Here is a 26,614-nt window from a genome sequence, read left to right on the forward strand (position 1 = left end):
AAACTCGTGACCCGAACCACCGTGCTCACCGCCGAGCACCTCTCCCTCCAGATCGGGGGCGCCCGCATCATCGATGACGTGTCGCTCGCGGTTCCCGAGGGCGAGATGCTCGGGGTGATCGGTCCGAACGGAGCGGGCAAGACCACCCTGTTCAACCTCGTGTCGGGGGTGATGCGACCCACCTCGGGCCGCATCACTCTCGACGGGCGAGACGTCACCTCCGACGCGGTCGACCGGCGTGCCCGCGCCGGCCTCGGCCGCAGCTTTCAGACCTCGAACCTGTTCGTAGGGCTGACGGCGCTCGAGAACGTGCGCCTCGCCGCACAGGCCGCGCTCGGCGGATCGTTCTCGCCGTTCCGCACCCCCGGCGCCGGTGACCGGGCGTCACGCATCGCCGCCGAGCGCCTGGACGAGGTGGGCCTCGGCCGCCACGCGACGACGCTCGCCGGGGGCCTCTCGCACGGCGACAAGCGCAAGCTCGAGATCGCGATGCTGCTCGCCGCGGATCCCCGCGTCATCCTCCTCGACGAGCCGATGGCGGGGGTCGGATCGGGCGACGTGCCCGGTCTGGTCGAACTCATCCGCCGCGTCCACCGCGAGCAGGGGCGCACCGTGCTGATGGTCGAACACCACATGGATGTCGTGCTCGGCCTGGTCGATCGGGTCGCCGTCATGCACCACGGCAAGCTGCTCGCCTGCGACACCCCGGAAGCCGTCATGGCCGACCCGGTCGTGCAGAGCGCCTACCTCGGGGAGCCGGTGTGAGCGCCCCCATTCCCGGCAACCCCGTCCTCAGGGTCGAGGGTCTCGCCGCGTCGATCGGTCACCAGCCGGTGATCGAGCGGATCGACCTCGAGGTGCCCGCCGGTCGGGTCACCGCGATCCTCGGCCGCAACGGCGCGGGCAAGACGAGCACGATCAAGGCGATCCTCGGCCTCATCCCGCGCAGCGGCGTCGTCGAACTCGCGGGGGAGCGCATCGACGGCCTGCTCACCCACCGCATCGTGCGCCGCGGGGTCGGCTACGTGCCGGAGGATCGCGAGGTCTTCGCCTCGCTCACCGTCGCCGAGAACCTCCGGCTCGCCGAGCGCGACGGCGCTCCCGGCCGCGAACTCGTCGTGGAGCTGTTCCCCGACATCGTGCAGCGAGCCGGGCAACGCGCCGGCACGCTCTCCGGCGGCCAACAGCAGATGGTGTCGCTCGCCCGCGCCCTGCTCAACGACAACCGCATCCTGCTCGTCGACGAGCCGACCAAGGGGCTCGCGCCGAAGCTGGTGACCGAGGTCGCGGCGGCGCTGGAGCGCGCGGCGCAGGTCGTGCCGATCCTGCTCGTCGAGCAGAACCTTCAGGTGGCGCGCCGACTCGCGGCCCAGGTCGTGGTGATCGAGAGCGGTCGCACGGTGCACGCCGGACCCGCCGACGAGTTCTTCGCCGACGAGGAGCGCGTCGAACGGCTGCTCGGCGTGCACAGCGAGGGTGACCCGACGAGCGAGGCGAACCGATGAGCACCGTCATCCTGTTGCTGATCACCGGGCTCGGGCTCGGCGCCCTCTACTTCCTCGTGGCCTCGGGGTTGTCGCTCATCTACGGGTTGATGGGTGTGCTCAACTTCGCCCACGGCAGCTTCCTGACCCTCGCGGCCTTCCTCGGCTGGGAGACGGCACGCGCCCTCGGCGCCGACAGCTGGGTCTCGTTGTTCGCGGCCCTCGGGGTGGGTGCGGTCACGGGTGCCCTGTTCGCCGCCGGCACCGAGTTCCTGCTCATCCGACGGCTCTACGAGCGCCACATCGAACAAGTGCTGGTCACGGTCGGGCTCGCGCTCGCGACGGTCGCGCTGTTCGACGGCATCTGGGGCACCGATCCGCAGTTCATCCGCGGGCCGCAGTGGCTCGCCGAGACGACCGAGATCCTGGGCGCGCGCATCCCGAACAACCGGTTCCTGCTCATCGCGGTCGCCGTGCTCGTGCTCGTCGGCATCGTGTTGTTCCTGCGCTTCACCCGGTTCGGCCTCGTCATCCGCGCGGGCGTCGAGAACCGTTCGATGGTCACCGCACTCGGCATCGACGTGCGCCGGGCGTTCACCGTGGTGTTCGCGATCGGCGGCGCAGCGGCCGGGATCGGCGGGGTGCTCGCCTCGCACTACTTCGGGTACGTCTCGCCGCAGCTGGGAGGGTCGCTGCTCATCTTCGCGTTCATCGTCACCGTCATCGGCGGCCTCGGCTCGCTGCCCGGGGCGGCGCTCGCGTCGGTCGTCGTCGCGGTGCTGCAGCAGTTCGCGAACTTCTACCTCGCGGGCACGGGTGACCTCATGGTCGTGCTGCTGCTCGCCGTGGTGCTGCTGCTGCGCCCGAGCGGCCTGTTCGGGAGGCGCACATGAGCACGATCCGCACGACCTTGGGCCGGCTCGTCGCCCGCCCGCTGGTGAAATGGCTGCTCGGCGGGGCGCTCGTGGCGTTCGTCGCGGTGCTGCCGTTGATCGACCTCGTCGTTCCGGGCGTCCTGCCGGGGTCGACGTACACGCCGGGCACCCTCCAACTGCTCGCGCTGAGCCTGATCTTCGCGGCCCTCGCCCTCAGCTACCACGTGCTGTTCGGCATCACCGGGTTGCTGTCGTTCGGCCACGCGCTGTACTTCGCGGTCGGCGCCTACGGCCTGGGCGTCATCCTCGAGCGCACCGGGCTGAGCCTGTTGCCCGCGATCGGACTCACGCTCGTCGGTGCGCTCGTCGTGGCGACCCTGCTCGGCGCGGTGAGCCTGCGCGTGAGCGGGATCTCGTTCGCGATGGTGACCCTGGCGTTCGCGCAGGCGGGGTCGGTGCTCATCCGACGCAACCCCGACGTCACCGGCGGCGAGGAGGGGCTGGGCCTCGCCACCGAGCAGGTGCCCGACTTCCTCGTCGGGGTCGTCGACACCCGCAACCTGTTCTGGGTCGCGCTCGCGGTGCTCGTGCTGGTGTTCCTCGCGGTGCGCTGGTTCGAGCGCTCCCGAGCGGGACACGTCGCCGCGGCGGTGCGCGAGAACGAGTTGCGGGTCAGGGTGCTGGGCCTGCCGCCGTTCCCGGCGAAACTCGTCGCGTTCGTGATCGGCTCGGTGCTCGCGGCGATTTCCGGGATGCTCTACCTGCTGCTGCAGAGCGGGGTGACGCCGCGCGCCGTCTCGGCCGACTTCACCCTGACGATCCTCGTGATCGTCGTGCTCGGCGGGGTGGGTTCTCGGTGGGGTGCCGTGATCGGGGCCGTCGTCTACACGCTGCTCGACCAACGGCTCACCGCGCTCGCCGGCTCGGACGCGATCGCCGGCCTGCCGCCCGTGCTGCGGGTGCCGCTCTCGGAGCCGCTGTTCATTCTGGGAACCCTGTTCATCCTCGTCGTGCTCTTCCTGCCGGGAGGCATCGTCGGACTCGCCGGCCGCGTCGCCCGGCGGCGCACGGCCGAGGACGCCCGTGATCGACTTGAGGAGACGACGTGACCCACACCGTTGACGAACTCGCGGGCAAACGCGCGCTGGTGACGGGTGCCGCGAGCGGCATCGGCGAAGCCGTCGCCCGCGAACTGAGCGCCCGCGGCGCGTCCGTGATCGTCGCCGACCTCGACGGCGAGGGCGCGGCCCGGGTGGCCGGTGAGATCGGGGGAGAACCCTGGATGGTCGACCTGAGCGATCTCGACGCGCTCGCCGGCCACCGGGTGGAGGCCGACATCCTCGTGAACAACGCCGGCATCCAGACGGTGAGCCCGATCGAGGACTTCGATCCGGCGCGGTTCCGGATGATGATCGACCTCATGGTGACCGCGCCGTTCCTGCTCACCCGCGCCGTGCTGCCCGGGATGTACCGCTCGGGGTGGGGCCGCGTCGTCAACGTGTCGTCGGTGCACGGGCTGCGGGCGAGCCCGTTCAAGGCGGCCTACGTCACGGCGAAGCACGGCCTGGAGGGGCTCTCGAAGGTCATCGCGCTGGAGGGCGCGCCCCACGGGGTGACGAGCAACTGCGTCGGCCCCGGCTACGTGCGTACCCCCCTCGTCGAGAAGCAGATCGCCGACCAGGCGCGGGTGCACGGCATCCCGGAGTCCGAGGTGATCGAGAAGGTCATGCTCACCGAGAACGCGATCAAGCGCCTGCTCGAGCCCGAGGAGGTCGCCGACCTCGTGGCGTGGCTGTGCGGGCCGACGGCGCGCATGGTGACCGGCACCTCGTACGTGATGGACGGCGGCTGGACCGCCCGATGAGGGAGCTGACGGTGGATGTCGGCGACGGCGAGCTGGCCGTCACCGAGTTCGGGCCTGCCGCTGCGCCGGCCGTGCTCGCGATCCACGGCATCACCTCGAGTTCGCGCGCCTGGCTGGCGCTCGCCCGGCACCTGCCCGCCGTGCGCCTCATCGCCCCCGACCTGCGCGGGCGCGGCCGCAGCCGGGCGCTGCCTCCGTCGACGGGACTGCGGCACCACGCGCGTGATCTCGGCCGGCTGATCGACGCCCTCGAGCTCGGAAGCGTGCCGGTGGTCGCCCACTCGATGGGCGCGTTCGTCGCGGTCGCGCTCGCCGCCGAACGACCGGAGACGATCGCGTCGCTACTGCTCGTCGATGGCGGGTACCCGCTCCAGCGCCCGCCCGGAGTCGCCGACGACGACCTGTCGGCGACCGTCCTCGGGCCGATCGCCGCCCGCCTCTCCCGCGAGTTCCCGACCCGCGAGGCCTACCTCGACTTCTGGCGCGAGCATCCGGCGTTTCGCGGCGCGTTCACCCCCGACATCGCGGAGTACGCCGACTACGATCTCGTCGGCGACCCGCCCCGCCTGCGCACCGCGAGCACGATCGACGCGATCGCCGCCGACTCCCTCGACCTGTACGGCCCGGAGTGGTACCTCGACGCACTCGCCGGCCTGCGCATCCCGGCGCCGCTGCTGCGCGCGCCGCGCGGCCTGCTCGACGAACCGGGCGGCCTGTATCCCGGCCTGCCCGCGTCGCCGCCGCTCGCCCCGACGATGCGGGTCATCGATGTCGACGACGTGAACCACTACACGATCCTGATGACCGACCCCGGTGCCGGGGTCGTCGCCGACGCCCTCCGCGCCACGCTCACCTGAGGAGACCCGCCATGCCCCCTGCTCCGTTCGACGGCATCGTCGCCCGCCCGGTCGTCACCCCGCGCCTCACCGCCAACGTGCTCGAGCGTCCCGCGACCAGCAAGCCGGCCGCGACCGTCGTCTTCGTGCACGGCAACGTCTCGTCGTCGCTGTTCTTCCAGCCGACGATGCTCGCCCTGCCACCGGAGTTCCGTGCGCTCGCGGTCGACCTGCGCGGCTTCGGCGACAGCGAGACCCTCCCGGTGGACGCCACCCGGGGGCTGCGCGACTTCTCCGACGACGTGCTGAGCGTGCTCGACGCCCTCGGCCTCGACGCGGTGCATCTCGTCGGCTGGAGCATGGGCGCCGGGGTCGTCTTGTCGCTGTTGCTCGACGCTCCCGAGCGGGTGCTGTCGGTCACCCTCGAGGCGCCCGTTTCGCCCTACGGCTTCGGAGGAACCCACGGCCCCGACGGCACGCGCACCACACCCGACGGCGCGGGCACCGGGGGCGGGGGAGCGAACCCCGACTTCGTCGCGCGACTCGAGGCCGCAGACACGAGCGCCGACGAGCCGACCTCCCCGCGCAGCGTCTACCGGTCGGCGTATGTCGCCAAGCCCGAACTGCAGGAGGCGCACGAAGACCTCTGGGTCGCGTCGATGCTCACCACGAAGACGGGCCCCGACAACTACCCGGGCGACTCGGTGGCCTCCGAGAACTGGCCCGGGTTCGCCCCTGGAACCCGCGGCGTGCTCAACACGATGGCGCCGCAGCACTTCGACGTCTCGGGCATCGTCGATCTCGTGGTGAAGCCCCCGATCCTCTGGATCCACGGCGAGAAGGACGCGATCGTCTCCGACGCGTCGTTCTTCGACCTCAACATGCTCGGTCAGGTCGGGGTCATCCCCGGCTGGCCGGGAGCGGATGTCGCCCCGCCGCAGCCGATGAAGGTGCAGACCCGCGCGGTGCTCGACCGCTATCGCGCCAACGGCGGCACCTACCGCGAGGTCGCGCTCCCCGAGGCCGGTCACGCGCCCCACCTCGACGAAGCGGCGGCATTCGACGCGGAGCTTGCACAGCACATCGCGGGAGGAGCCGCCTAAGCTCGACTCGTGCCCGCCGTCAACATCGGAATGCCGAAGCCGGCTCCGGAAACCCTCGCTCCGCGCCGCAAGAGCCGCCAGATCAAGGTCGGCAAGGTGCTGGTCGGCGGCGATGCGCAGGTGAGCGTGCAGTCGATGACGACGACGCCGACGACGAACATCAACGCGACGCTGCAGCAGATCGCCGAGCTCACGGCATCCGGCTGCGACATCGTGCGGGTTGCGGTGCCGAGCCAAGACGACGCCGACGTGCTGCACATCATCGCCAAGAAGTCGCAGATCCCGGTGATCGCCGACATCCACTTCCAGCCCAAGTACGTATTCCAGGCGATCGATGCCGGCTGCGCCGCGGTGCGCGTCAACCCGGGCAACATCCGCAAGTTCGACGATCAGGTCGGCGCGATCGCGAAGGCCGCGAAGGATGCCGGGGTGAGCCTGCGGATCGGCGTCAACGCCGGCTCGCTCGACCCGCGGCTGCTCGAGAAGCACGGCAAGGCGACCCCCGAGGCGCTCGTCGAGAGCGCCATCTGGGAGGCGAGCCTCTTCGAGGAGCACGACTTCCACGACTTCAAGATCTCGGTGAAGCACAACGACCCCGTCGTCATGGTGAAGGCCTACCGCCTGCTCGCCGCGGCGGGGGACTGGCCCCTGCACCTCGGTGTGACCGAAGCCGGCCCCGCGTTCCAGGGCACCATCAAGAGCGCGACGGCGTTCGGCATCCTGCTCTCCGAGGGGATCGGCGACACCATCCGCGTCTCGCTGTCGGCCCCGCCGGCCGAAGAGGTCAAGGTGGGGCTGCAGATCCTGCAGTCGCTCAACCTGCGGGAGCGCAAACTCGAGATCGTCTCCTGCCCGTCGTGCGGACGAGCCCAGGTGGATGTCTACAGCCTCGCCGACAGCGTCACCGAGGGGTTGCAGGGCATGACCGTTCCGCTGCGCGTCGCCGTCATGGGCTGCGTCGTCAACGGGCCCGGCGAAGCCCGCGAAGCCGACCTCGGCGTCGCGTCGGGCAACGGCAAGGGCCAGATCTTCGTCAAGGGCGAAGTCATCAAGACGGTTCCCGAGTCGGAGATCGTCGCGACCCTCATCGAGGAGGCGCAGCGCCTTGCGGCAGCGATGCCGGCGGATGCCGTCGGCTCGCCCGAGGTCGTCACCGCCTGAGGCGTTCCAGCCCGTCGAGGATGAGGTCGAGCCCGAACTCGAACTCGACCTGGTCGTCGCACCAGCCGAGGGTCGACTCGGGGTCGTCGTGACGCACCTGGGTGAGCATCTCGACCAGGTTCGGGATCTCGGCGGCCATCTGCTCGAGGCCGTCGCCTCCCCCTTGTGATTCGCCCAGCTCCTGCACGAAACCGTAGGCACGGCTGCCGAGGGCGTGCATGGCGTGGTGGATGAGGTCGTAGTCGAGGCCCCCGGAATGCATGATGCCGATCAGGGCGTCCACGTACCGGGCCATGGCGAGCCCCACGGACGGACGGGACTCGATGATCGCGGGAGCCCAGGGATGGCGCAACATCACGGCGCGCGCCCCGAGGATGCGGGAGCGCAGCTCGGTCTTCCAGGAGCCGGGGGCCGGCGGCAGATCGGTGAGGGCTTCGTCGATCTCGCCGAAGATCACGTCGACGATCCCGTCGAGGATCGCCTCCTTGTTGGGCAGGTGGTAGTAGAGCGACATGACGCCCAGGTCGAGTTCCTCGGCGAGGCGTCGCATGGTGAGCGCATCGATGCCGGCGGCGTCGGCGAGATCGACGGCGGTGCGCAGCACGAGTTCCCTGGTCACGGGGACGCGACGCGGGGCGTTGGTGTGAGCGGTCGACATCGTGACAACCCCTCTCCGGTGTGGTCAGACTAACAACTGCTTGCCTTCGTACATTGTACGACGTACAGTGTACGAAACCCCATGAGAGATCCGCGATGGATCCGCGAGAGAGCAGGAGCGACGATGTCACCAGAGGCAGGCACCACGATGAGGGCAGCGGTCTACCGCAGGTTCGGCGGCCCCGAGGTCGTGCACGTCGAGAACATCCCGCGACCGCAGCCGAAGGCCGACGAGGTGCTCATCCGCGTGCACGCCAGCACCGTCAGCGTCGCCGACTACCGATCCCGCAGCCTCGACCTGCCCCCGGGCCTGGGCTTCTTCGGACCGCTCTCGCTCGGAATCTTCGGCCCGCGCCGGCCCGTGCTCGGCATGGACCTCGCCGGCGTCGTCGAGCAGGTCGGCAGCGAGGTGAGCCTGTTCGCCCCCGGCGATGAGGTCGTCGGGCTGCGCGGGTTCCGTTTCGGCGCCCACGCGGAGTATGCCGTCATGCGGGAGACCGCCGCGATCGCGCGCAAACCGGCGAATCTGACGTTCGACGAGGCCGTCTGCCTGGTCTTCGGAGGCCTCACCGCCCGCGGGTTCCTCAGTCAGGTGGAACTGCCGGCCGGCGCCGACGTGCTCGTCAACGGGGCATCGGGTTCGACGGGATCCGCCGCGGTGCAGATCGCCCGGGCCATGGGGGCGCACGTCACGGGCGTCAGCAGCGCCCGCAACCACGACCTGGTGCGGTCCCTCGGCGCCGACGAGGTGATCGACTATGCGACCACCGACTTCGCGGCCGACGGAAAGACCTACGACGTCATCGTCGACGCGGTGGGCAACGCCCCGTTCGCCCGCGTCGGCGCCTCGATCAAGCCGGGTGGCGCTCTGTTGCTCGTCGTCGGCGACCTGCACAGCATGCTCACCGCGCGGCGGGACAGCAGGCGCAGCGGCAAGCTCGTGACGATGCACGGCGTGCCCAGCACCGCGGCGGACGTGACGTATCTCGTCGAGCTCGCGGAGGCCGGCAGGTTCGTGCCCGTGATCGAGCGTCACTACGGCCTCGATGAGATCGTCGAGGCTCACCGCTTCGTCGGTACCGGACGCAAGCGAGGCAATCTCGTGCTCCGCCTTACCTGAGAACGGGCGACCCTCCCACTGGGGGGTGATTCGAGGGTGACTCGCATCTAACCTGGTCGCCACGACGGCAAAGGCGCCGTAGCCCTGACCCACGGCACCCGAAACCGGCCTCACCACCCGGTGCCGTTCGGCGGGGCGAACCGACCGAGGGGGATCAGGTCATGTCAGCAATCACTGAGCGCCGTGCCGCCGCACGGCATCGCAAGATCGTCGCCGTCGCCGCGGCGGGAGCCGTGCTGTTGACGGGCGCCACCGTCACGTCGCTCGCCGCCTGGCTCGACGAGGAATGGGTCACCGCCGGCGTCGACGGCGCCCCGGGCGTCGTGGCGTCGCAGTTCGAGATCGAGCAGTCGGTCGCGACGGATGCCGGCGCCTGGTTCGATCGGGAGACGGCGGGCGCCGCGGGAGTCGTCGACTTCGACGATGTCGCGGCGGCGCTCAGCCCCGGCGAGGTCGCCTACGGCTGGGTGTCGCTGCGCGCCGCGGCGGACTCCCTCGGCGGGGATCTCACCCTGGTCTCCGACTACACGCTCGGCGACAGCCCGCTCGGCGACGCGCTCCGCTACGGCGCGCGACTGCATCCCGACGCCACGACCTGCACGGCGGGAGCCTTCGCCACCACCGGAAGCGAGCTCGTCGCCGACGGCAGCGCGCTCACGGCGGGTTCGGGTGCGACGACGTTCGCGCTCGCGGCCGGTGCGGCCGGCGCGCCCGGCACACCGCGAACAGTGTGCTTCCGGCTCGAGTTGCCGTCGGGCGCGAGCGACACCCTGATGGGTGAGACCGCCGACGTCACCTGGTTCTTCGACGCCGTCTCGACCTGATCGGCGAGAACGTGAGCCGACTCGAGGGCGTCGCGGTGAGTGGGATCGGGGTGATCGTCGCCACGATCCTGGTCGGCGTGTTCGGATTCGGACTCGGAGTCGTGCGCCTCGCGAGCGGCTCGATGACGCCGACGTACCCGACGGATTCCCTCCTCATCGTGCGGGATGTCGACGCTGGGAGTGTCGTCCCGGGTGACGTGGTGACCGTCACCCGGGATGGCGCCATCCCGATCACCCACCGCGTCGTCAGCTCCGAACCGGGGCCGGGCGGCGCGGAGCTCGTGCTGCGCGGCGACGCGAACGACACCGCCGACCCGCAGCCGTACCAGGTGCAGCGGGTGGGCCTCGTGCTCGGCGGCATCCCGTTCGGTGGCGCCGCGCTCGCCACCCTGCAGTCGCCGGTCGGACTCGGCATCGCAACGGTCACCGTCGCGTTGCTCGTGCTCTGGGCGTGGTGGCCGCGCCGGCAGCCGCTCCACCTGGCGGAGTCACGATGAAAGCGCTCGTGGTCGCGCGTTTCAGCCTTGCCGCTCTCCTGATCGCGGGGGGAGGTGCCCTCGTCGCGTCGGCCGCCGGAGCCGCTCCCGTGCCCGAGACCGGCGGTGCCGGCATGCTCTGGCTCGAAGCCGACCCCTACCCGGCCGACTCGCTCGAGATCGCACCGGGGGAACGCATCCTGTGGCCGGTGACCGCCAACCTGACCGCACCCACGAGCGGCGAGCTCAGCCTCGAGGTGTCGGCCGCCGACCCGCTCGCGACCGACGTCGACGGGTTGACGCTGGAACTCACCGAGTGCGGCGTGGCGTGGCAGCTCCCCGTCGACCCGCTGGCCGACGGCGTGTGCCTCGACGGCAGCGCCGAGACGATCATCGCCGAGGCCCCCGTCGCGCTCGCCGACGCCGGGCAGCGCTGGGAGCTGGGGCTGATCGCTCCGGGAGTTCCGCGCTATTTCCTGGCGACACTCGCGTTGCCGTCGGCGACTCCGGGTGCCCTCGCGACGGAGTCCGCCGAGATCGGGTTCGGCTTCCGCGCCGGCGACGGCACCCGACCGGTCGGGCTCGCCGAAACCGGGGCGTCGATCGTCGGGCCGCTGCTGCTCGCCGGCGGGGTGCTGCTCGCCGGCGTGACCGCGCGCTCGTTGCGGAGCCGCACATGAAGGCCCCGCGGTTCGCCGCCCTCGGCCTCGCGCTCCTCGTCGGCGCGAGCGGGCTCATCGTGGCGACCCCGTCGCTGGCGAGCTGGACCGACCTCGAATACGTGCGAACGGATGCGGCGGCGGCCGACTGCACGGCGCCCGGCAGCGTCGACACGACGGCGTGGGGGCGGATGCTGACCGGCACCCTGCTCGGCACCGACCTCGACCCGGTCGCAGCGATCGACGGCATCACCGTCGACAACCTCGCCCCGGCGCTCACCAGTTCCGCGACGACTTCGGGAGCGCCGACCGACCTCGGGTCCGACGCGTGGTCGACCGATCTGGCTCTGAGCGTGCTGTCGGGGCTCGACGTCGGCGCCGGCATCACCTTGCCGTTCGACACCGACACGGGCACCTACACCCAGTACGGCCGGGCGACGAGCGACGGCCTCTCGGTCGGGGCGTCGGGTGCGATCACGACGGCGGCCGGCGGGCTCGCCTCCCTCGACGACCCCGGCACGGCGACTCCGCGCCTGGCGACCCTGCAGCTCTCGACCCTGATCGGCTCCGCGCTTCCCGGCCTCGGCGTCGACTCCGCCGACCTCGCGGATGCCGAGCTGCGCATCGGCACGGTCGGCGCGATCGCCGAGTTCGACTCCTGCGCGTCGCTCTGGTCGGGAGGCGCGCCGGGCACCGACCTCGTCCGCGACTACCTCGTGCAAGACCTGGGGCTGGCGCTCACCAGCGCGACCGTCACGGATGTCGCGAGCGAGCTGAGGTCGTCGATCGTCGACCTCGAAACGGATCTCGACGCGCTCTCGCCCGCCGGCACCGCGATCACGGGGGCCGCGCTCACCGCCGTGCAGAACACCCTCACCTCGATCCTCGCCCTCGACCTTCTCGGGGTCGACATCTCACTCGCCTCGCTCGACTCCGCGACGGTCGGCATCGACTTCGACCTCGACCCGGTCGTCGCCGCCGTGTCGGGGGAGCTCACCGACGGAGTGGTGACGATCGATCTCACGAGCGGGCTGGTGCAGGCCGACCTCGCGGCGCTGTTCGACGCCGCCTACGGCTCGTCGGGCGGGCTCAACGGGCTCCCGCCGAACACGTCGGTGCTCACCGCTCCGGTGCTGGCCGAACTCAGCACCCGCGCGGGGGCGCTGCTGACCGACTTCATCGACCTCACCCTTCAGCCGGCTCTCGACGCCGCCCTGGAGGCGGCAACCGTGACGGTCGTGCTGGATGCGACCCTCCGCACGCAGGCCACCGTGCTGCTCACGACCGTGAACGTGCTCGGCCTCGACCTGCACACCGAGATCACCGGAACCGTCGGCGGATTCACCGGAGTGTCGGGAGCGCCGACCCCGGTCGTCGCGACGACCGTCACCGAAGCCTCGCCCGGCATCCTCAACACCTTGCTCGCCCTCCTCGGAATCAGCCTCGGAAGTCTCACCACGGCCGTCACCAGCGCGGTCGCGACCCCGCTCGTGACCGATCTGGTTCCCGTGATCCGCAGCCAGGTGATCACCCCGCTGCTCGCGACTGCGACGGCGACCACGGCATCCACCGTCTCGTCGCTCACCTCCGTGACCGTGCCGGCGTTCCTGGTGGCGTTCGACCCCGTGCTCGCCGCGCTGCAGACGCTCGTCGACGTCACCGTCAACGCCCGCCCCGATCAGCCCGGCTCGGTGGGGGAGCCCGACGCCCCCGACCCGGGTCGCTGGTTCCAGACCGCGGTCCACGTCGGCGTCGTCGACGGCGCCGCGGCATCCGTCGCCGAGTTCTTCCTCGCGAACGCCTCAGTCGGCCCGAACGCTCTGCGCTGATCGACGTGGTGCGCGAGACGGTGTCCCCAGGAAACTAGGGTGGAGGGCGTGTCAACCCGCCTCTCCCAGCTCTTCGTCCGCACGCTGCGCGAAGACCCCTCCGACGCCGAGGTGTCGAGCCACCGGCTGCTCGTGCGGGCCGGATACATCCGCCGTCAGGCTCCCGGGATCTTCTCCTGGCTGCCGCTCGGGCTCAAGGTGCGTCGCAAGATCGAGACCGTCATCCGCGAGGAGATGGCGGCCGCCGGGGCGCAGGAAGTGCTCTTCCCCGCGCTGCTGCCGCGCGAACCGTACGAGGCGACCGGTCGATGGGAGGAGTACGGCGACGGCATCTTCCGGCTGAAGGATCGCAAGGGCGCCGACTACCTGCTCGCGCCGACGCACGAGGAGGTCTTCACGCTGCTCGTGAAAGACCTCTACAACTCCTACAAAGACCTGCCGCTGTCGATCTACCAGATCCAGGACAAGTACCGGGATGAGGCCCGCCCCCGCGCGGGACTGTTGCGCGGACGCGAATTCTCGATGAAGGACGCCTACTCGTTCGACTACACCGACGCCGGTCTCGACGCCTCGTATCAGGCGCAGCGCGACGCGTACGAGCGCATCTTCACCCGCCTCGGGCTGGAGTACGTCATCGTGCAGGCCGACGCCGGAGCGATGGGCGGTTCGCGCTCCGAGGAGTTCCTGCACCCCACCCCGATCGGCGAAGACACCTTCGTGCGCTCGGCCGGCGGCTACGCGGCGAACGTCGAGGCCTTCACGACCCTCGTGCCGGTTCGGGATGTCGACATCGCAACGCTCCCGCCCGCGAAGGTTCTGCCTTCACCCGGAACGCCCACGATCCAGACCCTGGTCGATCTCGCCAACGCGGAGTACCCGAAGCCTGACGGGGCCTGGACGGCCGCCGACACCCTCAAGAACGTCGTGCTCGCGCTCACCCACGTCGACGGCACCCGCGAGATCGTCGTCGTCGGCCTCCCGGGCGATCGGGACGTCGACATGAAGCGCGCCGAGGTGGCGTTCGCCCCCGCCGAGGTGGAGGCGGCGACCGAGGCCGATTTCGAGAAGAATCCGCTCATCGTGAAGGGCTACATCGGCCCCTGGTCGGCTCTCGGCCCGTTCCTCGGCGAGGAGTCGGCCACCGGCATCCGCTATCTGCTCGACCCCCGGGTGGTCGACGGCACCGACTGGATCACCGGAGCCAACGAAGACGAGAAGCACGTCTTCGGCCTCGTCGCCGGGCGCGACTTCTTCGGCGACGGCTGGGTCGAGGTCGCCGCCGTGCGCGCCGGTGACCCCGCGCCCGACGGCTCGGGCCCCGTCGAACTCGCCCGAGGCATGGAGATCGGGCACGTGTTCCAGCTCGGCCGCAAGTATGCCGAAGCGCTCGACCTGAAGGTGCTCGACGAGAACGGCAAGCTGGTGACCGTCACGATGGGTTCCTACGGCATCGGCGTCACCCGCATCCTCGCCGCGATCGCCGAGACGACCGCCGACGACAAGGGCCTGCTGTGGCCCGCCGAGATCGCGCCCTTCGACGTGCACGTCATCGCCGCAGGCCGGGATGAGGCGGCGTTCGAGCTCGCCGAGAAACTCGTCGCCCAGCTCGAGGCCGCGGGCAAGGACGTGCTCTACGACGACCGCCCGAAGCTGGGCCCCGGCGTGAAGTTCAACGACGCGGAGCTGCTCGGAGTGCCGAAGATCGTCATCGTGGGCCGGGGCGCCGCCGAGGGCGTCGTCGAACTGTGGGATCGCCGCTCGGGGGAGCGCGGCGACGTGCCCGTCGCAGAAGCCCTGTCAGCGCTGTCCTGACGGCTCGCTGTCGTCGTCGGACTCGTCGTCGATCACCGGCTTCGCGGCGGCGATGTGCGAGATCGAGCGCCAGACCAGCGCGAGGGTGAGCGCTGACCCGGCGAACGCGAACCACCACGGGCCGGTCGGTCCCCAGAGCTGGGCGATGATGCCGCCGAGGAGCTGGCCGATCACGAGGCCGCCGAAGACGCCCACCATGTTCACCGACGCGATCCGACCCTGAAGTTGCATGGGGACGAGCCTCTGACGCACGGTCGTCGAGATCGTGCCCCAGACGAAGGCGTAGAGGCCGAAGCCGAACATCACGACGAACGCGACGATCGGCGACCGGGTGAGGGCGAAGACGAGGTGCATGACCACCTCGAGGCTCAGACACACCCGCATGAGCGTCGAGAACGACACGTGGCGCTCGAGCCAGCCGAAGCCGGCGATGGCGACGAACCCGCCGAGCGCGGACGCGGTCGTCAGCGCTCCGTAGCCGACCGCGTCCATACCGAGGTAGTCGGTCGCGTAGAGCACGAGGACTCCCCACGGGGCCGCCCAGGTCACGTTGAAGACCAGGATGATGACGACCAGCGTGCGCACGGGCGCGTTGTGCCGCAGCCAGTGGAGCCCCTCGCGGATCGGGCGCGGGGTGACGCCGGGTTCGCTCTCTCGCGGCGGCACCGGGGTGCGGGTGATCCGGGAGATGAGCAGCACCGCGAGCGTGACGCAGAGCACCTCGGCCAGGAACGGCCAGAACGAGCCGAGCGCGAACAGGAACGCCCCGAGGGGCGGTCCGGCGAGTTGGTTGCCGACCAGATGCCCGGCCTGCAGCCGCGCATTCCCGACGCCCAGGTCGGCCGGACGCGCCAGCATCGGCAGCAGCGTGCTGCCCGCGGAGTCGGCGAAGACCTCGGCGGTGCCGTAGAGGAACGCGGTCGCGAGCACGATCCACACGTTCGCCGTGCCGGTGAGGAGGAAGGCCACGAGCCCGAGCACGACGACGGCGCGCGCCGCGTTGGCGATCATGACGAGACGACGGCGATCGTGGTGGTCGGCCACGGCACCCGCGAGCAGGCCGAACAACAGCCACGGGAGGAATTGCATCATCGCGCCGGACGCGACGAGAAGCGGCGACGACGTCAGGGAGGCGATCAGCAGCGGTGCCGCCGACAGGGCGATGCCGTCGCCCAGGTTGCTCGTCCAGGACGAGCCGAGAAGCCAGCGGAAGTCGCGTCCCAGGCGGCGAGGAGCGATCGCTTCGCCGAGGGAGGGCATCGGAGCAGTCTAGGACCGAGGCACGCGGTGCCGGCAACGACCGGGCCGCGGTGGATGATGCCGCACCGACGGCTCGGCTAAGCTCGACCGATGCACCCGGCACCACGGGGTGCTGACACGGTGAACTGAATAGCGGAGGCCTTGCGATGGACATCGACCTCACCGTGCTCCGGATGATGGAGCGCGAGCGCGAGATCCCGTTCGAGGAGCTCGTGACGATCATCGAGCAGGCGATCCTCACCGCGTACCTCAAGCACACCGACCGCACGCCCGACTCCGGAGCACGTGCCGAACTCGACCGCAAGACCGGGCATGTGACCGTGTACGTGCCCGAGCTCGACGACGAAGGCGAGGTCATCGGCGAAGCGGTCGACAGCCCCGACGACTTCGGTCGCATCGCGGCGTTCGCGGCGAAGCAGGTCATCAACCAGCGTCTGCGCGACATCGGCGACGACAAGGTGCTCGGCGAGTTCCGCGGGCGCGAGGGCGACATCGTCGCCGGCGTCATCCAGCAGGGCCCCAACCCGCGGATGATCCACGTCGACTTAGGGACCGTCGAGGCGATCCTGCCGCCCGAAGAACAGGTGCCCGGCGAGGACTACGCCCACGGGTCCCGCATCCGCGTGTACGTCACGAGCGTCAGCAAGGGCCTCAAGGGCCCGTCGATCACCGTGAGCCGCACGCATCCCGGGTTGGTGCGCAAGCTGTTCGCGCTCGAGGTTCCCGAGATCGCGTCGGGAGTCGTCGAGATCGCCAGCCTCGCCCGCGAAGCCGGCCACCGCACGAAGATCGCCGTGCGCGCGACCGAACCGGGCATCAACGCGAAGGGCGCCTGCATCGGCGAACTCGGCTCCCGCGTGCGGTCCGTCACGGCGGAACTCAACAACGAGAAGATCGACATCGTCGACTGGTCCGACGACCTCGCGACCTTCGTCGCCAACGCCCTCAGCCCCGCGAAGGTGTCGAGCGCGTTCGTCGTCGACGAGTCCCTGAAGGCCGTGCGTGCGCTCGTGCCCGACTACCAGCTCTCGCTCGCGATCGGCAAGGAAGGGCAGAACGCCCGCCTCGCCGCCAAGCTCACCGGCGCCCGGATCGACATCCAGCCCGACTCCGTGATGGAGTCCTGACACACAGTCAACGACCGACGGGGGTAGGATGGAAGCCGTTCGAACCTGCCTGGGTTGCCGGCAGCGCGCTCCCCGATCCTCACTTCTGCGGATCGTCGCGCGCGACGGGCGAGTAGCGGTGGATGCCGCGGCTCGACTTCCGGGCAGGGGGGCGTGGGTGCATCCAGACCCTGGATGCATCGACGCCGCGGTGAAGCGCAAGGCCTTCGGCCGGGCGCTCCGCACCGCGATCACCGACATGTCAGACCTTCAGAAATGGACTGATCGGCACATGGACAACTAATGAGCGACTCGAAATGAGTTTCCTCACCCTTTGACGTCCGCCCTGCCTGGGGTGGACCCCAGACAGGAGAATTGTGGCCAACCCACGAGTTCACGAAGTCGCCGCCGAACTCGGCATCGACTCGAAGATCGCGCTCGACAAGCTCAAAGACATGGGCGAGTTCGTCAAGAGCGCATCCAGCAGCATCGCCCCGCCGGTCGCGCGGCGCCTGAAGTCGGCCCTCGAAGCCGACGGGCACAAGGCCCCGGCCGCCTCGAAGGCGCCGGCACCGGCCGCGAAGGCCCCCGCCGCACCCAAGCCGGCGCCGAAGCCCGCCGCAGCCCCGTCCGAGGCGCCCGCACCCGCCGCTGAGGCTCCCGCCGCACCGGCGGCCGTAGCTCCGGCCGCGCCCGCGGCACCGACGACCCCCGACGCGCCGCCGGCCGCACCCGCCGCCGACGGCGACCGCCCCTCGGGTATCCCGCGTCCCGGCACCCCGCGTCCCGGCAACAACCCCTACGCCTCGAGCCAGGGCATGGCCCGGCCCGGCGCCCCTCGCCCCGGCAACAACCCGTTCGCGGGCAGCCAGGGCATGCCCCGTCCCGGTGGCGGTGCCGGTCCTCGCCCGATGGCGCCGCGTCCCGGTGCGGCGCGCCCCCTCGCCCCGGGCCAGCGTCCCGCCGCGGGCGGTCCCGGTCGTCCCGGATTCCAGCAGCGTCCCGGCAGCCCGGGCGCCCGTCCCGGCGGCGCCGGTGGCGGATTCCAGCGTCCCGGCGGCGGCGCACCCGGAGCCGGAGGCGGCGGATACGCCGGTCGCCCCGGTGGGGGTGGCGGTCGCGGTCGCGGACCCGGCGGTGGCACCGCGGGGGCGTTCGGTCGCGGTGGCGGCAAGAGCAAGGCCCGCAAGTCGCGTCGTACGAAGCGCGCCGAGTTCGAGATGCGGGAGGCCCCGACGATCGGTGGCGTGAGCGTTCCCCGTGGCGATGGCACGACCATCATCCGGATGCGCCGCGGAGCGTCGATCGCCGACTTCGCCGAGAAGATCGAGCAGATCACCGGTTTCACCGTTCTGCCCGGCACCCTCGTCACGGTGCTCTTCGCGCTCGGCGAGATGGCCACTGCCACCGAATCGCTCGACGAGTCCACCTTCGAGGTGCTCGGCGCCGAACTCGGCTACCGCGTTCAGGTCGTCTCGCCCGAAGACGAAGACAAGGAACTGCTCGAAGGCTTCGACATCGACCTCGATGACGAAGACGACGTCGACGACCTCGAGATCCGTCCGCCGGTCGTCACCGTCATGGGCCACGTCGACCACGGAAAGACCAAGCTGCTCGACGCGATCCGCGAAGCGAACGTCGTCGCGGGCGAAGCTGGCGGCATCACGCAGCACATCGGTGCGTACCAGGTCTGGACCGAGCACGAAGGCATCGAACGGGCCATCACCTTCATCGACACCCCGGGCCACGAGGCGTTCACCGCCATGCGCGCCCGTGGTGCGCAGGTGACCGACATCGCGATCCTCGTGGTCGCGGCCGACGACGGCATCATGCCCCAGACGGTCGAGGCGTTGAACCACGCCCAGGCCGCCGGGGTGCCGATCGTCGTCGCCGTCAACAAGGTCGACAAAGAGGGCGCCAACCCGGCGAAGGTGCGTCAGCAGCTCACCGAGTTCGGCCTGGTCGCCGAAGAGTTCGGTGGCGACACGATGTTCGTCGACGTCTCGGCGCTGCAGAACAAGGGCATCACCGAGCTTCTGGATGCCGTGCTGCTCACCGCCGACGCCGGCCTCGACCTCGTCGCGAACCCCAGCCGCGAGGCCCGCGGCGTCGCGATCGAAGCGAAGCTCGACAAGGGCCGCGGCGCCGTCGCGACCGTGCTCATCCAGAACGGAACGCTGCGCGTCGGCGACCCGATCGTCGCCGGCACCGCCTACGGGCGCGTGCGGGCGATGCACGACGAGAACGGCGAGACGGTCGACGAAGCCTACCCGTCGCGTCCGGTGCAGGTGCAGGGCCTCTCGCGGGTTCCGCGAGCGGGCGACACCTTCATCGTGACCGAAGACGACCGCACGGCTCGGCAGATCGCCGAGAAGCGCGAAGCCGTCGAGCGCAACGCCCAGCTGGCCAAGGCCCGCAAGCGCATCTCGCTCGAAGACTTCACCCGTGCGCTCGAAGAGGGCAAGGTCGAGTCGCTCAACCTCATCATCAAGGGTGACGTCTCCGGTGCCGTCGAGGCGCTCGAAGAGTCGCTGCTCAAGATCGAGATCGACGACAGCGTCCAGCTGCGCATCCTGCACCGCGGTGTCGGTGCGATCACCGAATCCGACATCGACCTGGCGACGATCGACAACGCGATCGTCATCGGGTTCAACGTCCGCCCCGACGTGAAGGCGCGCGAACGTGCCCAGCGTGAAGGCATCGACGTGCGGTTCTACTCGGTCATCTACGCGGCGCTCGAGGACATCGAGAACTCGCTCAAGGGCATGCTCAAGCCCGAGTTCGAAGAGATCCAGTCGGGTGTCGCCGAGATCCGCGAGGTCTTCCGCTCCTCGAAGGCCGGCAACATCGCCGGTGTGATCGTGCGCTCCGGCACGATCACGCGCAACGCCAAGGCGCGCGTCATCCGCGACGGTGTGGTGGTCGGCGACAACCTCGCCATCGACTCGCTGCGCCGCTTCAAGGACGACGTCACCGAGGTCAAGACCGACTTCGAGTGCGGTATCGGCCTCGGCAAGTTCAACGACATCCAGATCGGTGACGAGATCGAGACCATAGAGCTCAAGGAGAAGGTGCGCGCCTAACTCGGCGCGTGGTTTCGGGGTGCCCCGCTCTCTGCAAGTCAAGAGCGGGGACCCCTACCCCGATTGACTTGCAGAGAGCGGCGCACCCCTCCACGGGCTCGTCCGCTCGTGATCCACGACTCGACGTTCAATTGATGTGAGGGCGCAGGCGCTCTATTCATCCCCAGCTTGCTTGGAGGCACTCAATGGCTCAGGGAGATCGTGCGGCGAAGGTCGCGGATCGCATCAAAGAGGTGATCGCGAAGCGCCTCGAGAAGGGGCTGCGGGATCCACGGCTGGGGTTCGTCACCATCACCGATGTGCGGGTGACGGGGGATCTTCAGCACGCCTCGGTGTTCTTCACGGTCTACGGGTCGGAGGAGGAGCGCGCGGAATCGGCGCTGGCGCTGAAGGCCGCGACCGGCTTGCTGCGCACCGAGGTGGGCAAGAACCTCAACACCCGGCTGACGCCGTCGCTGGAGTTCATCCCCGACGCCATCCCCGAGAATGCGGCGTCGATCGAAGAGCTGCTGCGCGAAGCGCAGGAACGCGACAACGAGGCCCGCGCCGCCGCGGCCAACGCGACCTACGCGGGCGACGAAGACCCCTACGTGAAGCCCCGCGACTTCGACGACGATGACGATGACGATGACGATGACGACGAAGCCCCCGAGGATGCCGACGGGCGCTGACAGCGGCTGACCTGAGATACTCGAAGGCACCCTTGACGACGCGGGAGTCTCGATGATCAGAGAACCGAGAAGCGTCTTCGTCGGGCGCCAACGCGAACTCGCCGTGTTGCAGGGTCTTCTCGAGGTCGCGCAACTCGTGACGCTCACCGGTGTCGGGGGTGCGGGCAAGACCCGGTTGTCGATGCGCGCCGCGAATCTGCGCCTCGAGTCGGCGGGCATCGACGGGTGGTTCGTGTCGCTCGAGAGCGTGCAGGATCCGCAACGCCTGCCGCGGGCGGTCGTGCGGGCGCTCGGGCTCGCCGACCAGTCGGCGCGTGACCCGCTGGATGTCGTCGTGGAGGCGTTGCGCGACCGTCCGGCGATCCTCGTCGTCGACAACTGCGAGCACATCATCGATGCGGCGGCGGCGTTCATCGACGAGCTCCTCGTCGCCCTCCCCGATCTCACGGTGCTCGCCACCAGCAGGCGCCCGCTCGAGCTGGACGGCGAGCGGGTCTTCGCCGTTCCGCCGCTGTCGGCCGAACCGGTCGTGGGAAGCGCGCCCGACCGGCTTCCGGATGCGGTCTCGCTTCTCGTCGCCCGCGCCCGGGCAGCGGATGCGGCCTTCGAACTCGGCCCGCACGACGCCGAATCGGCGGCGGAACTGTGTCGGGCGTTGGACGGCCTGCCGCTGGCGATCGAGCTGGCGGCGACGCGGCTGCGCACCCTGTCGATCGCCGACCTCACCAGCCGTCTGGCGTCGCGGTTCACGCTCCTCCAGAGCGGGTCGCGGAGCGCCGTCAGCCGTCAGCGCACCCTGCGGGCGGTCGTCGACTGGAGCTATGAACTCTGCACACAGGAACAACGCGAGTTGTGGTGCGCCCTCTCGGTTTTCGCCGGTCCGTTCGATCTCGCCGCAGCGTCGGCCGTCGCCGACGGCGGTGACGTGCTCGACGCGCTCGACGAGCTGGTGGCCCAGTCGGTCGTCGAGGCGGATCCCGAAACCGGGCGCTTCCGGATGCTGGAGACGATCCGTCGCTACGGGCGGGATCGAGCCGAAGAGGACGGGCGGTGGCCGGGCCTGACGCGACGCCATCTCGATCACTACGCCGCGGTGGCGGCGGAATCCAGCGCCCACTGGTACGGCCCCGGGCAGGCCGACACGATCGCCCGGCTCCGCGCCGACCGGGCCGAGCTGCACGCGGCCCTCACCACCGCGTCGGCGGTCGACACCGATCTCGCCCTCGAGCTGTTCTCCAACCTCCGGTATCACTGGGCGGTCGGCGGCTTCATCCCCGAAGGGCGCGCCTGGGCCACCCGGGTGCTCGCTCTGCCCGGCGCCTCGCCGGCGCAGCGCGTGCCGGCGCTCGTCAACGCCGCCTGGCTCGCACTGCTGCAGGGCGACCTTCCCGAGGCAGCTCGACGGCTCGACGAGGCCGAGGAGCAGGCCGCGAGGGGCTCGCTCGCTCCCGAACGACTCGCGGCGACCCGCATCGAGGTGCACCGCTGGCGAGGCACCCTCGAGAACTTCTCCGGCCGCCCGGCCGAAGCCGCTCGGGAGTTCGAGGACTCGATCCGGGTGGCTCAGCACAGCGGCCGGCCCGAAGAGGCCCTGTTGGCCCAGTTCCAGCTGACGGCGGCTCTGAGCCACCTCCGGCAGGCAGGGGCCGCACGGCATGCGTCGGAGACCCTCGCCTATGCCGAGACGATCCATGACAACTGGATGCGCGCCCATGCGCAATGGGCGATCGCCTTGGCGGCGTTCGTCGAGAACGACCTGGACACCGCCGATCGTCTGGCCCGCCAGGGGCTCGTCGATGAGCGGGGTTTCGACGACCCCGTCGGCGAATGTCTCATGCTCGAGGTGGTCAGCTGGGTCGAAGCCGAGCGCGGTGCCGCGGAACGCGCGGCGACACTGCTCGGAGCGACGGATGCCCGGTGGCGCTCGATCGGCTCGTCGATCTGGGCGTTCGGGCCGCATCTCGGCGGCCACCACGACCGCTGCGTCGACTCGCTTCGGCGGCTCCTCGGCGACAAGGGCTACGAGCGGTTCTTCGCGCGCGGCCGCGACCTGGGACCGGCCGAAGCGGTCGACCTGGCCCTCGCGGACAAGACGGTCGGCACGGGTGGCTTGAGCGCTCGCGAGCACGAGGTGGCGGCGCGGATCCACCGCGGGATGAGCAACCGCGAGATCGCCGACGAGCTGGTGCTGTCGGTGCGCACGGTCGACACCCACGTGCAGCGCATCCTCGGCAAGCTCGGGTTCACCTCACGCGCGCAGATCGCGGCCTGGTACGAAGCCTCGCTCGCATCGACCGGAACAGATTACGTAGGCCGTACGTAGTCCTACGGATACCGCGGCCCGCAGCGGGGTCGCACGCTGGGGGGACGACACCGACGTCGTCCGAAAGGCACGGTCCCCAGATGACTACTTCTTCGACCCGACCCCGCATCATCCTCGTCCACGGCGCCTGGGTGGGCCCGTGGGAGTTCGAACCCATCGTGCAGATCCTGCGCGGTGACGGCTGGGATGTCGACGCGATCGACCTCCCGTCGACCGGCAGCACGGAAGGCCTCCTGGCGGACGCCGCGGCCGTGACCGCGGCGATCGAACGCGCCGACGGCCCCGTCGTGCTCGTCGGTCACTCCTACGGTGGTGCCCCCATCACCCAGGCCGGCGACCACCCGTCGGTCGAACGACTCGTCTACATCGCCGCCTTTGCGCTCGACGCCGGTGAGAGTGCCCTCGCCGCGATGGGCGGCGTGCTGCCGGACGCCTGGGGCGTCGACGACGGCCAGGTCACGATGGGCCGCACCCGCGAGGAGCGCGTCGACATGATCGCTTCCGACATGCCGCCCGGAGTTCCGCGCGAGGTGTCGGAGCAGCTCGCCGACCTGTTCCGGCCGCAGTCGCTCCGCTCGCTCATCGACGAGCTCACCCAGGTCGCCTGGCGCACCAAGCCGGCGACCTACATCCTCACCGAGAACGACGGCATCGTCCCGCCGCCCTTCCAGGAGTCGCTCGCCGCACGCAGCGGTGCCGACGTCATCCGCATCCCGCACGGGCACGCCCCGTTCCAGGAGGACCCGGCCGGCTTCGCCGCGCTGCTCGCGCGCGTCGCGGCGGCCGAGTCCGTCGCGAACTGACACCCCCTCTCACTTCACTCGACGAAAGCGATCCACCCATGACTCTCACCGAACCCAAGCCGAAGACCGCCCCGACCACCCCCGCCTTCCCGCCCGGACAGCTGTTCATCGGCGGCACCTGGCGCGAGGCCTCCGACGGCGGCCGGATGGATGTCGTCGCCCCGGCGACGGGCGCGAAGATCACCGATGTCGCCAAAGCGACGACCGCCGATGTGGATGCCGCGGTCGCGGCGGCGCGGGCGGCGTTCGACTCCGGCGTCTGGTCGGGGCTGTCCAGCCGCGAACGCTCGCGCATCCTGCAGCGCGCCTACGTGCTCATGCGGGAGCGCACCGAGGAACTCGCCCAGGCGGAGAGCGCCAACGTGGGCAAGCCGATCACCTTCGCGCGCATCATCGACGTGAACAACGCCGCCGAACTGTACGAGTACTACGCGAGCCTCGGACACCACCTCGACGGGTCGGTGCGCGAGACCACGGGCAACACGCACGCCTACGTGAAGACGGAGCCGCTGGGGGTGGTGGCGGCGATCACGCCGTTCAACTTCCCGCTCATCCTGTCCAGCAGCAAGATCGCCCCGGCGCTGATCGCCGGCAACACGATCGTGCACAAGCCGGCCGGTGACACCCCGCTCAGCGCGCTGCTGATGGCGCAGATCCTGAAGGACGCGGGCGTTCCCGACGGTGTCTTCAACGTCGTCACCGGATCGGGCGCGACGCTCGGCGACCACCTGGTCGGACACCCGGATGTCGACAAGGTGGCGTTCACCGGATCGACCGAGATCGGCGCCCACGCGGCGCAGCTCGCGGGCAAGACGCTCAAGTCGTTCACCGCGGAGCTCGGTGGCAACGCCGCCAACATCCTGTTCGCGGATGCCGATCTGAACGCCGCGATCCACACCGTCATCGGCGCGTTCGTCTTCAACACGGGGCAGTTCTGCATGGCGGGCCCGCGCCTGCTCGTGGAGCGCCCGATCTACGAGGTCGTGCTCGGCATCCTGGCCGACGCGCTGCCGCACGTGCCGTTCGGCGACATCACCAACCCCGAGACCGTGATCGGTCCGCTCGCGAGCGCCACCCAGCTCGAGAAGGTCGCGGCGATCGTCGAACGCGCCAAGGCTGCCGGTGCGCGCGTCGTCACCGGCGGCGAGAAGGTCGACCTGAACGGCGGGTTCTACTACAGCCCGACCGTGCTCGCCGATCTCCCGGCCGACGCCGAGGCGATCGTCGAGGAGACCTTCGGCCCGGTGCTCACGGTGCAGCCGTTCGACACCGAGGAGGAGGCCATCCAGCTCGCCAACTCGACGCGCTACGGCCTCGCCAGCGGCATCCAGACCGCCGACCTGGCGAAGGCACACCGCGTCGCCGCGCAGCTCGACGCCGGCATCACCTGGGTCAACGGCTGGGCGCTGCTCGACCCCGCCGTGCCGTTCGGTGGCGTGAAGAACTCCGGCTGGGGACGCGAAGGCGGCCCCGAGGCGATGGCGTCGTACCAGCGCTCGCACTCGATCGTGTTCAACCTCGACCAGGGTCCTGCCCGGTGACTTCGACAAGCACCGTGACTGCAGGTCGAGCGGCGGTGCTCAACGCACCGGGAGAACTCGTCGTCAGCGAGGTCGAGTTCTCCGATCCCGGGCCGGGGGAGGTGCTCGTCAAGCTCGTCGCCTCAGGTCTGTGTCACACCGACCTCGGAGTGATCGCCGGCGGGATCCCCTTCCCCACGCCCGGGATCATCGGACACGAGGGTGCCGGCGTCGTCGAGAAGGTCGGCGCCGGCGTCACCGGAGTCGAAGCGGGCGACCAGGTGCTGCTGAGCTTCACGTCGTGCGGGTCGTGCGCCGCGTGTACCTCGGCGCACCCGGCCTACTGCGAGACCTGGCTGCCGCGGAACCTCATCGGGTTGATGCGCTCCGACTCCTCGGGCACGGTGACTCGTGACGGGTCGCCCATCGCGAGTCACTTCTTCGGCCAGTCGTCGTTCGGTCAGTACGCGATCGCCGACGAGCGCTCCGTCGTCAAGGTCGACCCCGGCGCCGACCTCACGGTGCTCGCGCCGCTCGGCTGCGGGGTGCTGACCGGCTTCGGGTCGATGTGGAACGTGCTCGACCCCGGTTCGGATGACGTGGTCGCCGTCTACGGGGCCGGCGCCGTCGGCCTCTCCGCGGTGATTGCCGCCGCGCTGCGCAAGCCGGCGCAGCTGATCGCCATCGATCTGGTCGATGAGCGCCTGGCGCTCGCGACCGAGCTCGGGGCGACGGCGACGATCAACGGCACGACCGAGAACGTCGCCGAGCGGCTCGCCGAGCTCACCGGCGGGCGTGGCGTGGCCCTGAGCTTCGACACCACGGGCAACCCCGGTGTCGCGCGGCAGGCGCTCGATGCGGCCTCCGTGCGCGGCACGGTGCTGGTCTGCGGGGCACCGCCTCCCGGAACGGAGATCCCCGTCGACATCCAGGGGATCCTCACCGGCAAGGTGCTGCGCGGCGTCACGATGGGCGACACCGATCCGGCGACGCTCATCCCGCAGCTGATCGCGTTGCACGCCGACGGCAAGCTGCCGCTGGAGAAGCTCGAGAAGCGCTACTCGCTCGACCAGATCGGCCAGGCCGCCGACGACATGCACCACGGCGTGACGGTCAAGCCGGTCATCGTCTTCTGAATCGTCGAAGTG

At 70.4% G+C, this 26,614-nt stretch carries 24 protein-coding genes; 22 read left to right on the forward strand and 2 right to left on the reverse strand.

Annotated elements, in window-relative coordinates; genetic code table 11:
* Positions 1-6: 6 nt before the first annotated feature.
* The 8 genes from IE173_RS02605 to ispG are packed head-to-tail and all read left to right on the forward strand — an operon-like array spanning position 7 to position 7,323.
* The gene (locus tag IE173_RS02605) at positions 7-765 is read left to right on the forward strand and encodes an ABC transporter ATP-binding protein (RefSeq protein ID WP_191282529.1); all 759 of its coding nucleotides are present in this window, start codon (positions 7-9) and stop codon (positions 763-765) included.
* Positions 762-1,505, forward strand: a complete 744-nt coding sequence (locus IE173_RS02610; RefSeq protein ID WP_229841833.1) for an ABC transporter ATP-binding protein — start codon at positions 762-764, stop codon at positions 1,503-1,505. Before IE173_RS02605 ends, IE173_RS02610 begins: the two co-directional genes overlap by 4 nt.
* Positions 1,502-2,377, forward strand: coding sequence for a branched-chain amino acid ABC transporter permease (locus IE173_RS02615; protein ID WP_191281805.1), 876 nt, complete (start codon positions 1,502-1,504; stop codon positions 2,375-2,377). The genes IE173_RS02610 and IE173_RS02615 overlap by 4 nt, the downstream gene beginning before the upstream one ends.
* Positions 2,374-3,468, forward strand: a complete 1,095-nt coding sequence (locus tag IE173_RS02620) for a branched-chain amino acid ABC transporter permease (RefSeq protein ID WP_191281806.1) — start codon at positions 2,374-2,376, stop codon at positions 3,466-3,468. Before IE173_RS02615 ends, IE173_RS02620 begins: the two co-directional genes overlap by 4 nt.
* On the forward strand, positions 3,465-4,223 hold the full coding sequence (locus tag IE173_RS02625; protein WP_191281807.1) for a 3-hydroxybutyrate dehydrogenase: 759 nt from the start codon (positions 3,465-3,467) through the stop codon (positions 4,221-4,223). Before IE173_RS02620 ends, IE173_RS02625 begins: the two co-directional genes overlap by 4 nt.
* Positions 4,220-5,080 (forward strand): alpha/beta fold hydrolase, encoded by an 861-nt coding sequence (locus IE173_RS02630; protein ID WP_191281808.1) that lies wholly within the window; start codon positions 4,220-4,222, stop codon positions 5,078-5,080. Before IE173_RS02625 ends, IE173_RS02630 begins: the two co-directional genes overlap by 4 nt.
* Before the next feature lie 11 nt (positions 5,081-5,091).
* Positions 5,092-6,162 carry an alpha/beta fold hydrolase gene (locus tag IE173_RS02635; RefSeq protein ID WP_191281809.1) on the forward strand — a complete coding sequence of 357 codons (1,071 nt, stop codon included), beginning with the start codon at positions 5,092-5,094 and terminating at the stop codon, positions 6,160-6,162.
* A gap of 9 nt (positions 6,163-6,171) precedes the next feature.
* Positions 6,172-7,323 carry a flavodoxin-dependent (E)-4-hydroxy-3-methylbut-2-enyl-diphosphate synthase gene (gene ispG, locus IE173_RS02640; RefSeq protein WP_191281810.1) on the forward strand — a complete coding sequence of 384 codons (1,152 nt, stop codon included), beginning with the start codon at positions 6,172-6,174 and terminating at the stop codon, positions 7,321-7,323.
* Here the strand turns inward: ispG and IE173_RS02645 are convergent.
* Entirely contained in the window at positions 7,313-7,981 is a 669-nt protein-coding gene (locus IE173_RS02645) for a TetR/AcrR family transcriptional regulator (protein WP_191281811.1), read from the reverse strand. The genes ispG and IE173_RS02645 overlap by 11 nt on opposite strands.
* Before the next feature lie 123 nt (positions 7,982-8,104).
* Here IE173_RS02645 and IE173_RS02650 point away from each other — a divergent pair, with 123 nt between their 5' ends.
* The 6 genes from IE173_RS02650 to IE173_RS02675 all read left to right on the forward strand — a co-directional run bounded on the left by IE173_RS02650 (position 8,105) and on the right by IE173_RS02675 (position 14,700).
* Complete coding sequence (locus IE173_RS02650) at positions 8,105-9,100, forward strand: NAD(P)-dependent alcohol dehydrogenase (protein ID WP_229841834.1); 996 nt, start codon at positions 8,105-8,107, stop codon at positions 9,098-9,100.
* A gap of 161 nt (positions 9,101-9,261) precedes the next feature.
* Complete coding sequence (locus tag IE173_RS02655; protein ID WP_191281812.1) at positions 9,262-9,924, forward strand: hypothetical protein; 663 nt, start codon at positions 9,262-9,264, stop codon at positions 9,922-9,924.
* Between the two features lie 11 nt (positions 9,925-9,935).
* Positions 9,936-10,421, forward strand: a complete 486-nt coding sequence (locus IE173_RS02660; protein WP_191281813.1) for a signal peptidase I — start codon at positions 9,936-9,938, stop codon at positions 10,419-10,421.
* On the forward strand, positions 10,418-11,080 hold the full coding sequence (locus IE173_RS02665) for a hypothetical protein (protein WP_191281814.1): 663 nt from the start codon (positions 10,418-10,420) through the stop codon (positions 11,078-11,080). The genes IE173_RS02660 and IE173_RS02665 overlap by 4 nt, the downstream gene beginning before the upstream one ends.
* Complete coding sequence (locus tag IE173_RS02670; protein WP_191281815.1) at positions 11,077-12,888, forward strand: choice-of-anchor G family protein; 1,812 nt, start codon at positions 11,077-11,079, stop codon at positions 12,886-12,888. The genes IE173_RS02665 and IE173_RS02670 overlap by 4 nt, the downstream gene beginning before the upstream one ends.
* Positions 12,889-12,936: 48 nt before the next feature.
* Positions 12,937-14,700, forward strand: coding sequence for a proline--tRNA ligase (locus IE173_RS02675; RefSeq protein ID WP_191281816.1), 1,764 nt, complete (start codon positions 12,937-12,939; stop codon positions 14,698-14,700).
* On the opposite strand, the gene IE173_RS02680 is transcribed toward IE173_RS02675, so the two are convergent.
* Positions 14,686-15,960 (reverse strand): MFS transporter, encoded by a 1,275-nt coding sequence (locus IE173_RS02680; protein ID WP_191281817.1) that lies wholly within the window; start codon positions 15,958-15,960, stop codon positions 14,686-14,688. The genes IE173_RS02675 and IE173_RS02680 overlap by 15 nt on opposite strands.
* A 146-nt stretch (positions 15,961-16,106) precedes the next feature.
* On the opposite strand from IE173_RS02680, the gene nusA reads away from it, so the two are divergent.
* From nusA to IE173_RS02720, 8 genes are all read left to right on the forward strand, one after another.
* Entirely contained in the window at positions 16,107-17,087 is a 981-nt protein-coding gene (gene nusA, locus IE173_RS02685; protein WP_191281818.1) for a transcription termination factor NusA, read from the forward strand.
* Between the two features lie 28 nt (positions 17,088-17,115).
* Positions 17,116-17,370 carry a YlxR family protein gene (locus tag IE173_RS02690; RefSeq protein WP_191281819.1) on the forward strand — a complete coding sequence of 85 codons (255 nt, stop codon included), beginning with the start codon at positions 17,116-17,118 and terminating at the stop codon, positions 17,368-17,370.
* Between the two features lie 73 nt (positions 17,371-17,443).
* The gene (gene infB, locus IE173_RS02695) at positions 17,444-20,149 is read left to right on the forward strand and encodes a translation initiation factor IF-2 (RefSeq protein ID WP_191281820.1); all 2,706 of its coding nucleotides are present in this window, start codon (positions 17,444-17,446) and stop codon (positions 20,147-20,149) included.
* Between the two features lie 185 nt (positions 20,150-20,334).
* Positions 20,335-20,820 (forward strand): 30S ribosome-binding factor RbfA, encoded by a 486-nt coding sequence (gene rbfA / locus IE173_RS02700; protein WP_191281821.1) that lies wholly within the window; start codon positions 20,335-20,337, stop codon positions 20,818-20,820.
* A 52-nt stretch (positions 20,821-20,872) separates the two neighbouring features.
* On the forward strand, positions 20,873-23,143 hold the full coding sequence (locus IE173_RS02705; RefSeq protein WP_191281822.1) for an ATP-binding protein: 2,271 nt from the start codon (positions 20,873-20,875) through the stop codon (positions 23,141-23,143).
* Between the two features lie 80 nt (positions 23,144-23,223).
* Positions 23,224-23,946 (forward strand): alpha/beta hydrolase, encoded by a 723-nt coding sequence (locus IE173_RS02710; protein WP_191281823.1) that lies wholly within the window; start codon positions 23,224-23,226, stop codon positions 23,944-23,946.
* A gap of 38 nt (positions 23,947-23,984) precedes the next feature.
* Positions 23,985-25,487, forward strand: a complete 1,503-nt coding sequence (locus tag IE173_RS02715) for an aldehyde dehydrogenase family protein (protein WP_191281824.1) — start codon at positions 23,985-23,987, stop codon at positions 25,485-25,487.
* A 14-nt stretch (positions 25,488-25,501) separates the two neighbouring features.
* Positions 25,502-26,602: an NAD(P)-dependent alcohol dehydrogenase gene (locus tag IE173_RS02720; RefSeq protein WP_191281825.1), complete on the forward strand. Its 1,101-nt coding sequence runs from the start codon at positions 25,502-25,504 to the stop codon at positions 26,600-26,602.
* Positions 26,603-26,614 lie beyond the last annotated feature (12 nt).

The organism is Pseudolysinimonas yzui (assembly GCF_014653215.1).
Taxonomy (GTDB): domain Bacteria; phylum Actinomycetota; class Actinomycetes; order Actinomycetales; family Microbacteriaceae; genus Pseudolysinimonas_A; species Pseudolysinimonas_A yzui.

Coding starts and splice junctions, on each gene's coding strand:
- IE173_RS02615 (WP_191281805.1), top strand. CDS start 1,502: ATGAGCACCGTCATCCTGTTGCTGATCACCGGGCTCGGGCTCGGCGCC.
- IE173_RS02620 (WP_191281806.1), top strand. CDS start 2,374: ATGAGCACGATCCGCACGACCTTGGGCCGGCTCGTCGCCCGCCCGCTG.
- IE173_RS02630 (WP_191281808.1), top strand. CDS start 4,220: ATGAGGGAGCTGACGGTGGATGTCGGCGACGGCGAGCTGGCCGTCACC.
- IE173_RS02635 (WP_191281809.1), top strand. CDS start 5,092: ATGCCCCCTGCTCCGTTCGACGGCATCGTCGCCCGCCCGGTCGTCACC.
- IE173_RS02645 (WP_191281811.1), bottom strand. CDS start 7,981: ATGTCGACCGCTCACACCAACGCCCCGCGTCGCGTCCCCGTGACCAGG.
- IE173_RS02650 (WP_229841834.1), top strand. CDS start 8,105: ATGTCACCAGAGGCAGGCACCACGATGAGGGCAGCGGTCTACCGCAGG.
- IE173_RS02655 (WP_191281812.1), top strand. CDS start 9,262: ATGTCAGCAATCACTGAGCGCCGTGCCGCCGCACGGCATCGCAAGATC.
- IE173_RS02665 (WP_191281814.1), top strand. CDS start 10,418: ATGAAAGCGCTCGTGGTCGCGCGTTTCAGCCTTGCCGCTCTCCTGATC.
- IE173_RS02670 (WP_191281815.1), top strand. CDS start 11,077: ATGAAGGCCCCGCGGTTCGCCGCCCTCGGCCTCGCGCTCCTCGTCGGC.
- IE173_RS02680 (WP_191281817.1), bottom strand. CDS start 15,960: ATGCCCTCCCTCGGCGAAGCGATCGCTCCTCGCCGCCTGGGACGCGAC.
- nusA (WP_191281818.1), top strand. CDS start 16,107: ATGGACATCGACCTCACCGTGCTCCGGATGATGGAGCGCGAGCGCGAG.
- IE173_RS02690 (WP_191281819.1), top strand. CDS start 17,116: ATGGAAGCCGTTCGAACCTGCCTGGGTTGCCGGCAGCGCGCTCCCCGA.
- rbfA (WP_191281821.1), top strand. CDS start 20,335: ATGGCTCAGGGAGATCGTGCGGCGAAGGTCGCGGATCGCATCAAAGAG.
- IE173_RS02705 (WP_191281822.1), top strand. CDS start 20,873: ATGATCAGAGAACCGAGAAGCGTCTTCGTCGGGCGCCAACGCGAACTC.
- IE173_RS02710 (WP_191281823.1), top strand. CDS start 23,224: ATGACTACTTCTTCGACCCGACCCCGCATCATCCTCGTCCACGGCGCC.
- IE173_RS02715 (WP_191281824.1), top strand. CDS start 23,985: ATGACTCTCACCGAACCCAAGCCGAAGACCGCCCCGACCACCCCCGCC.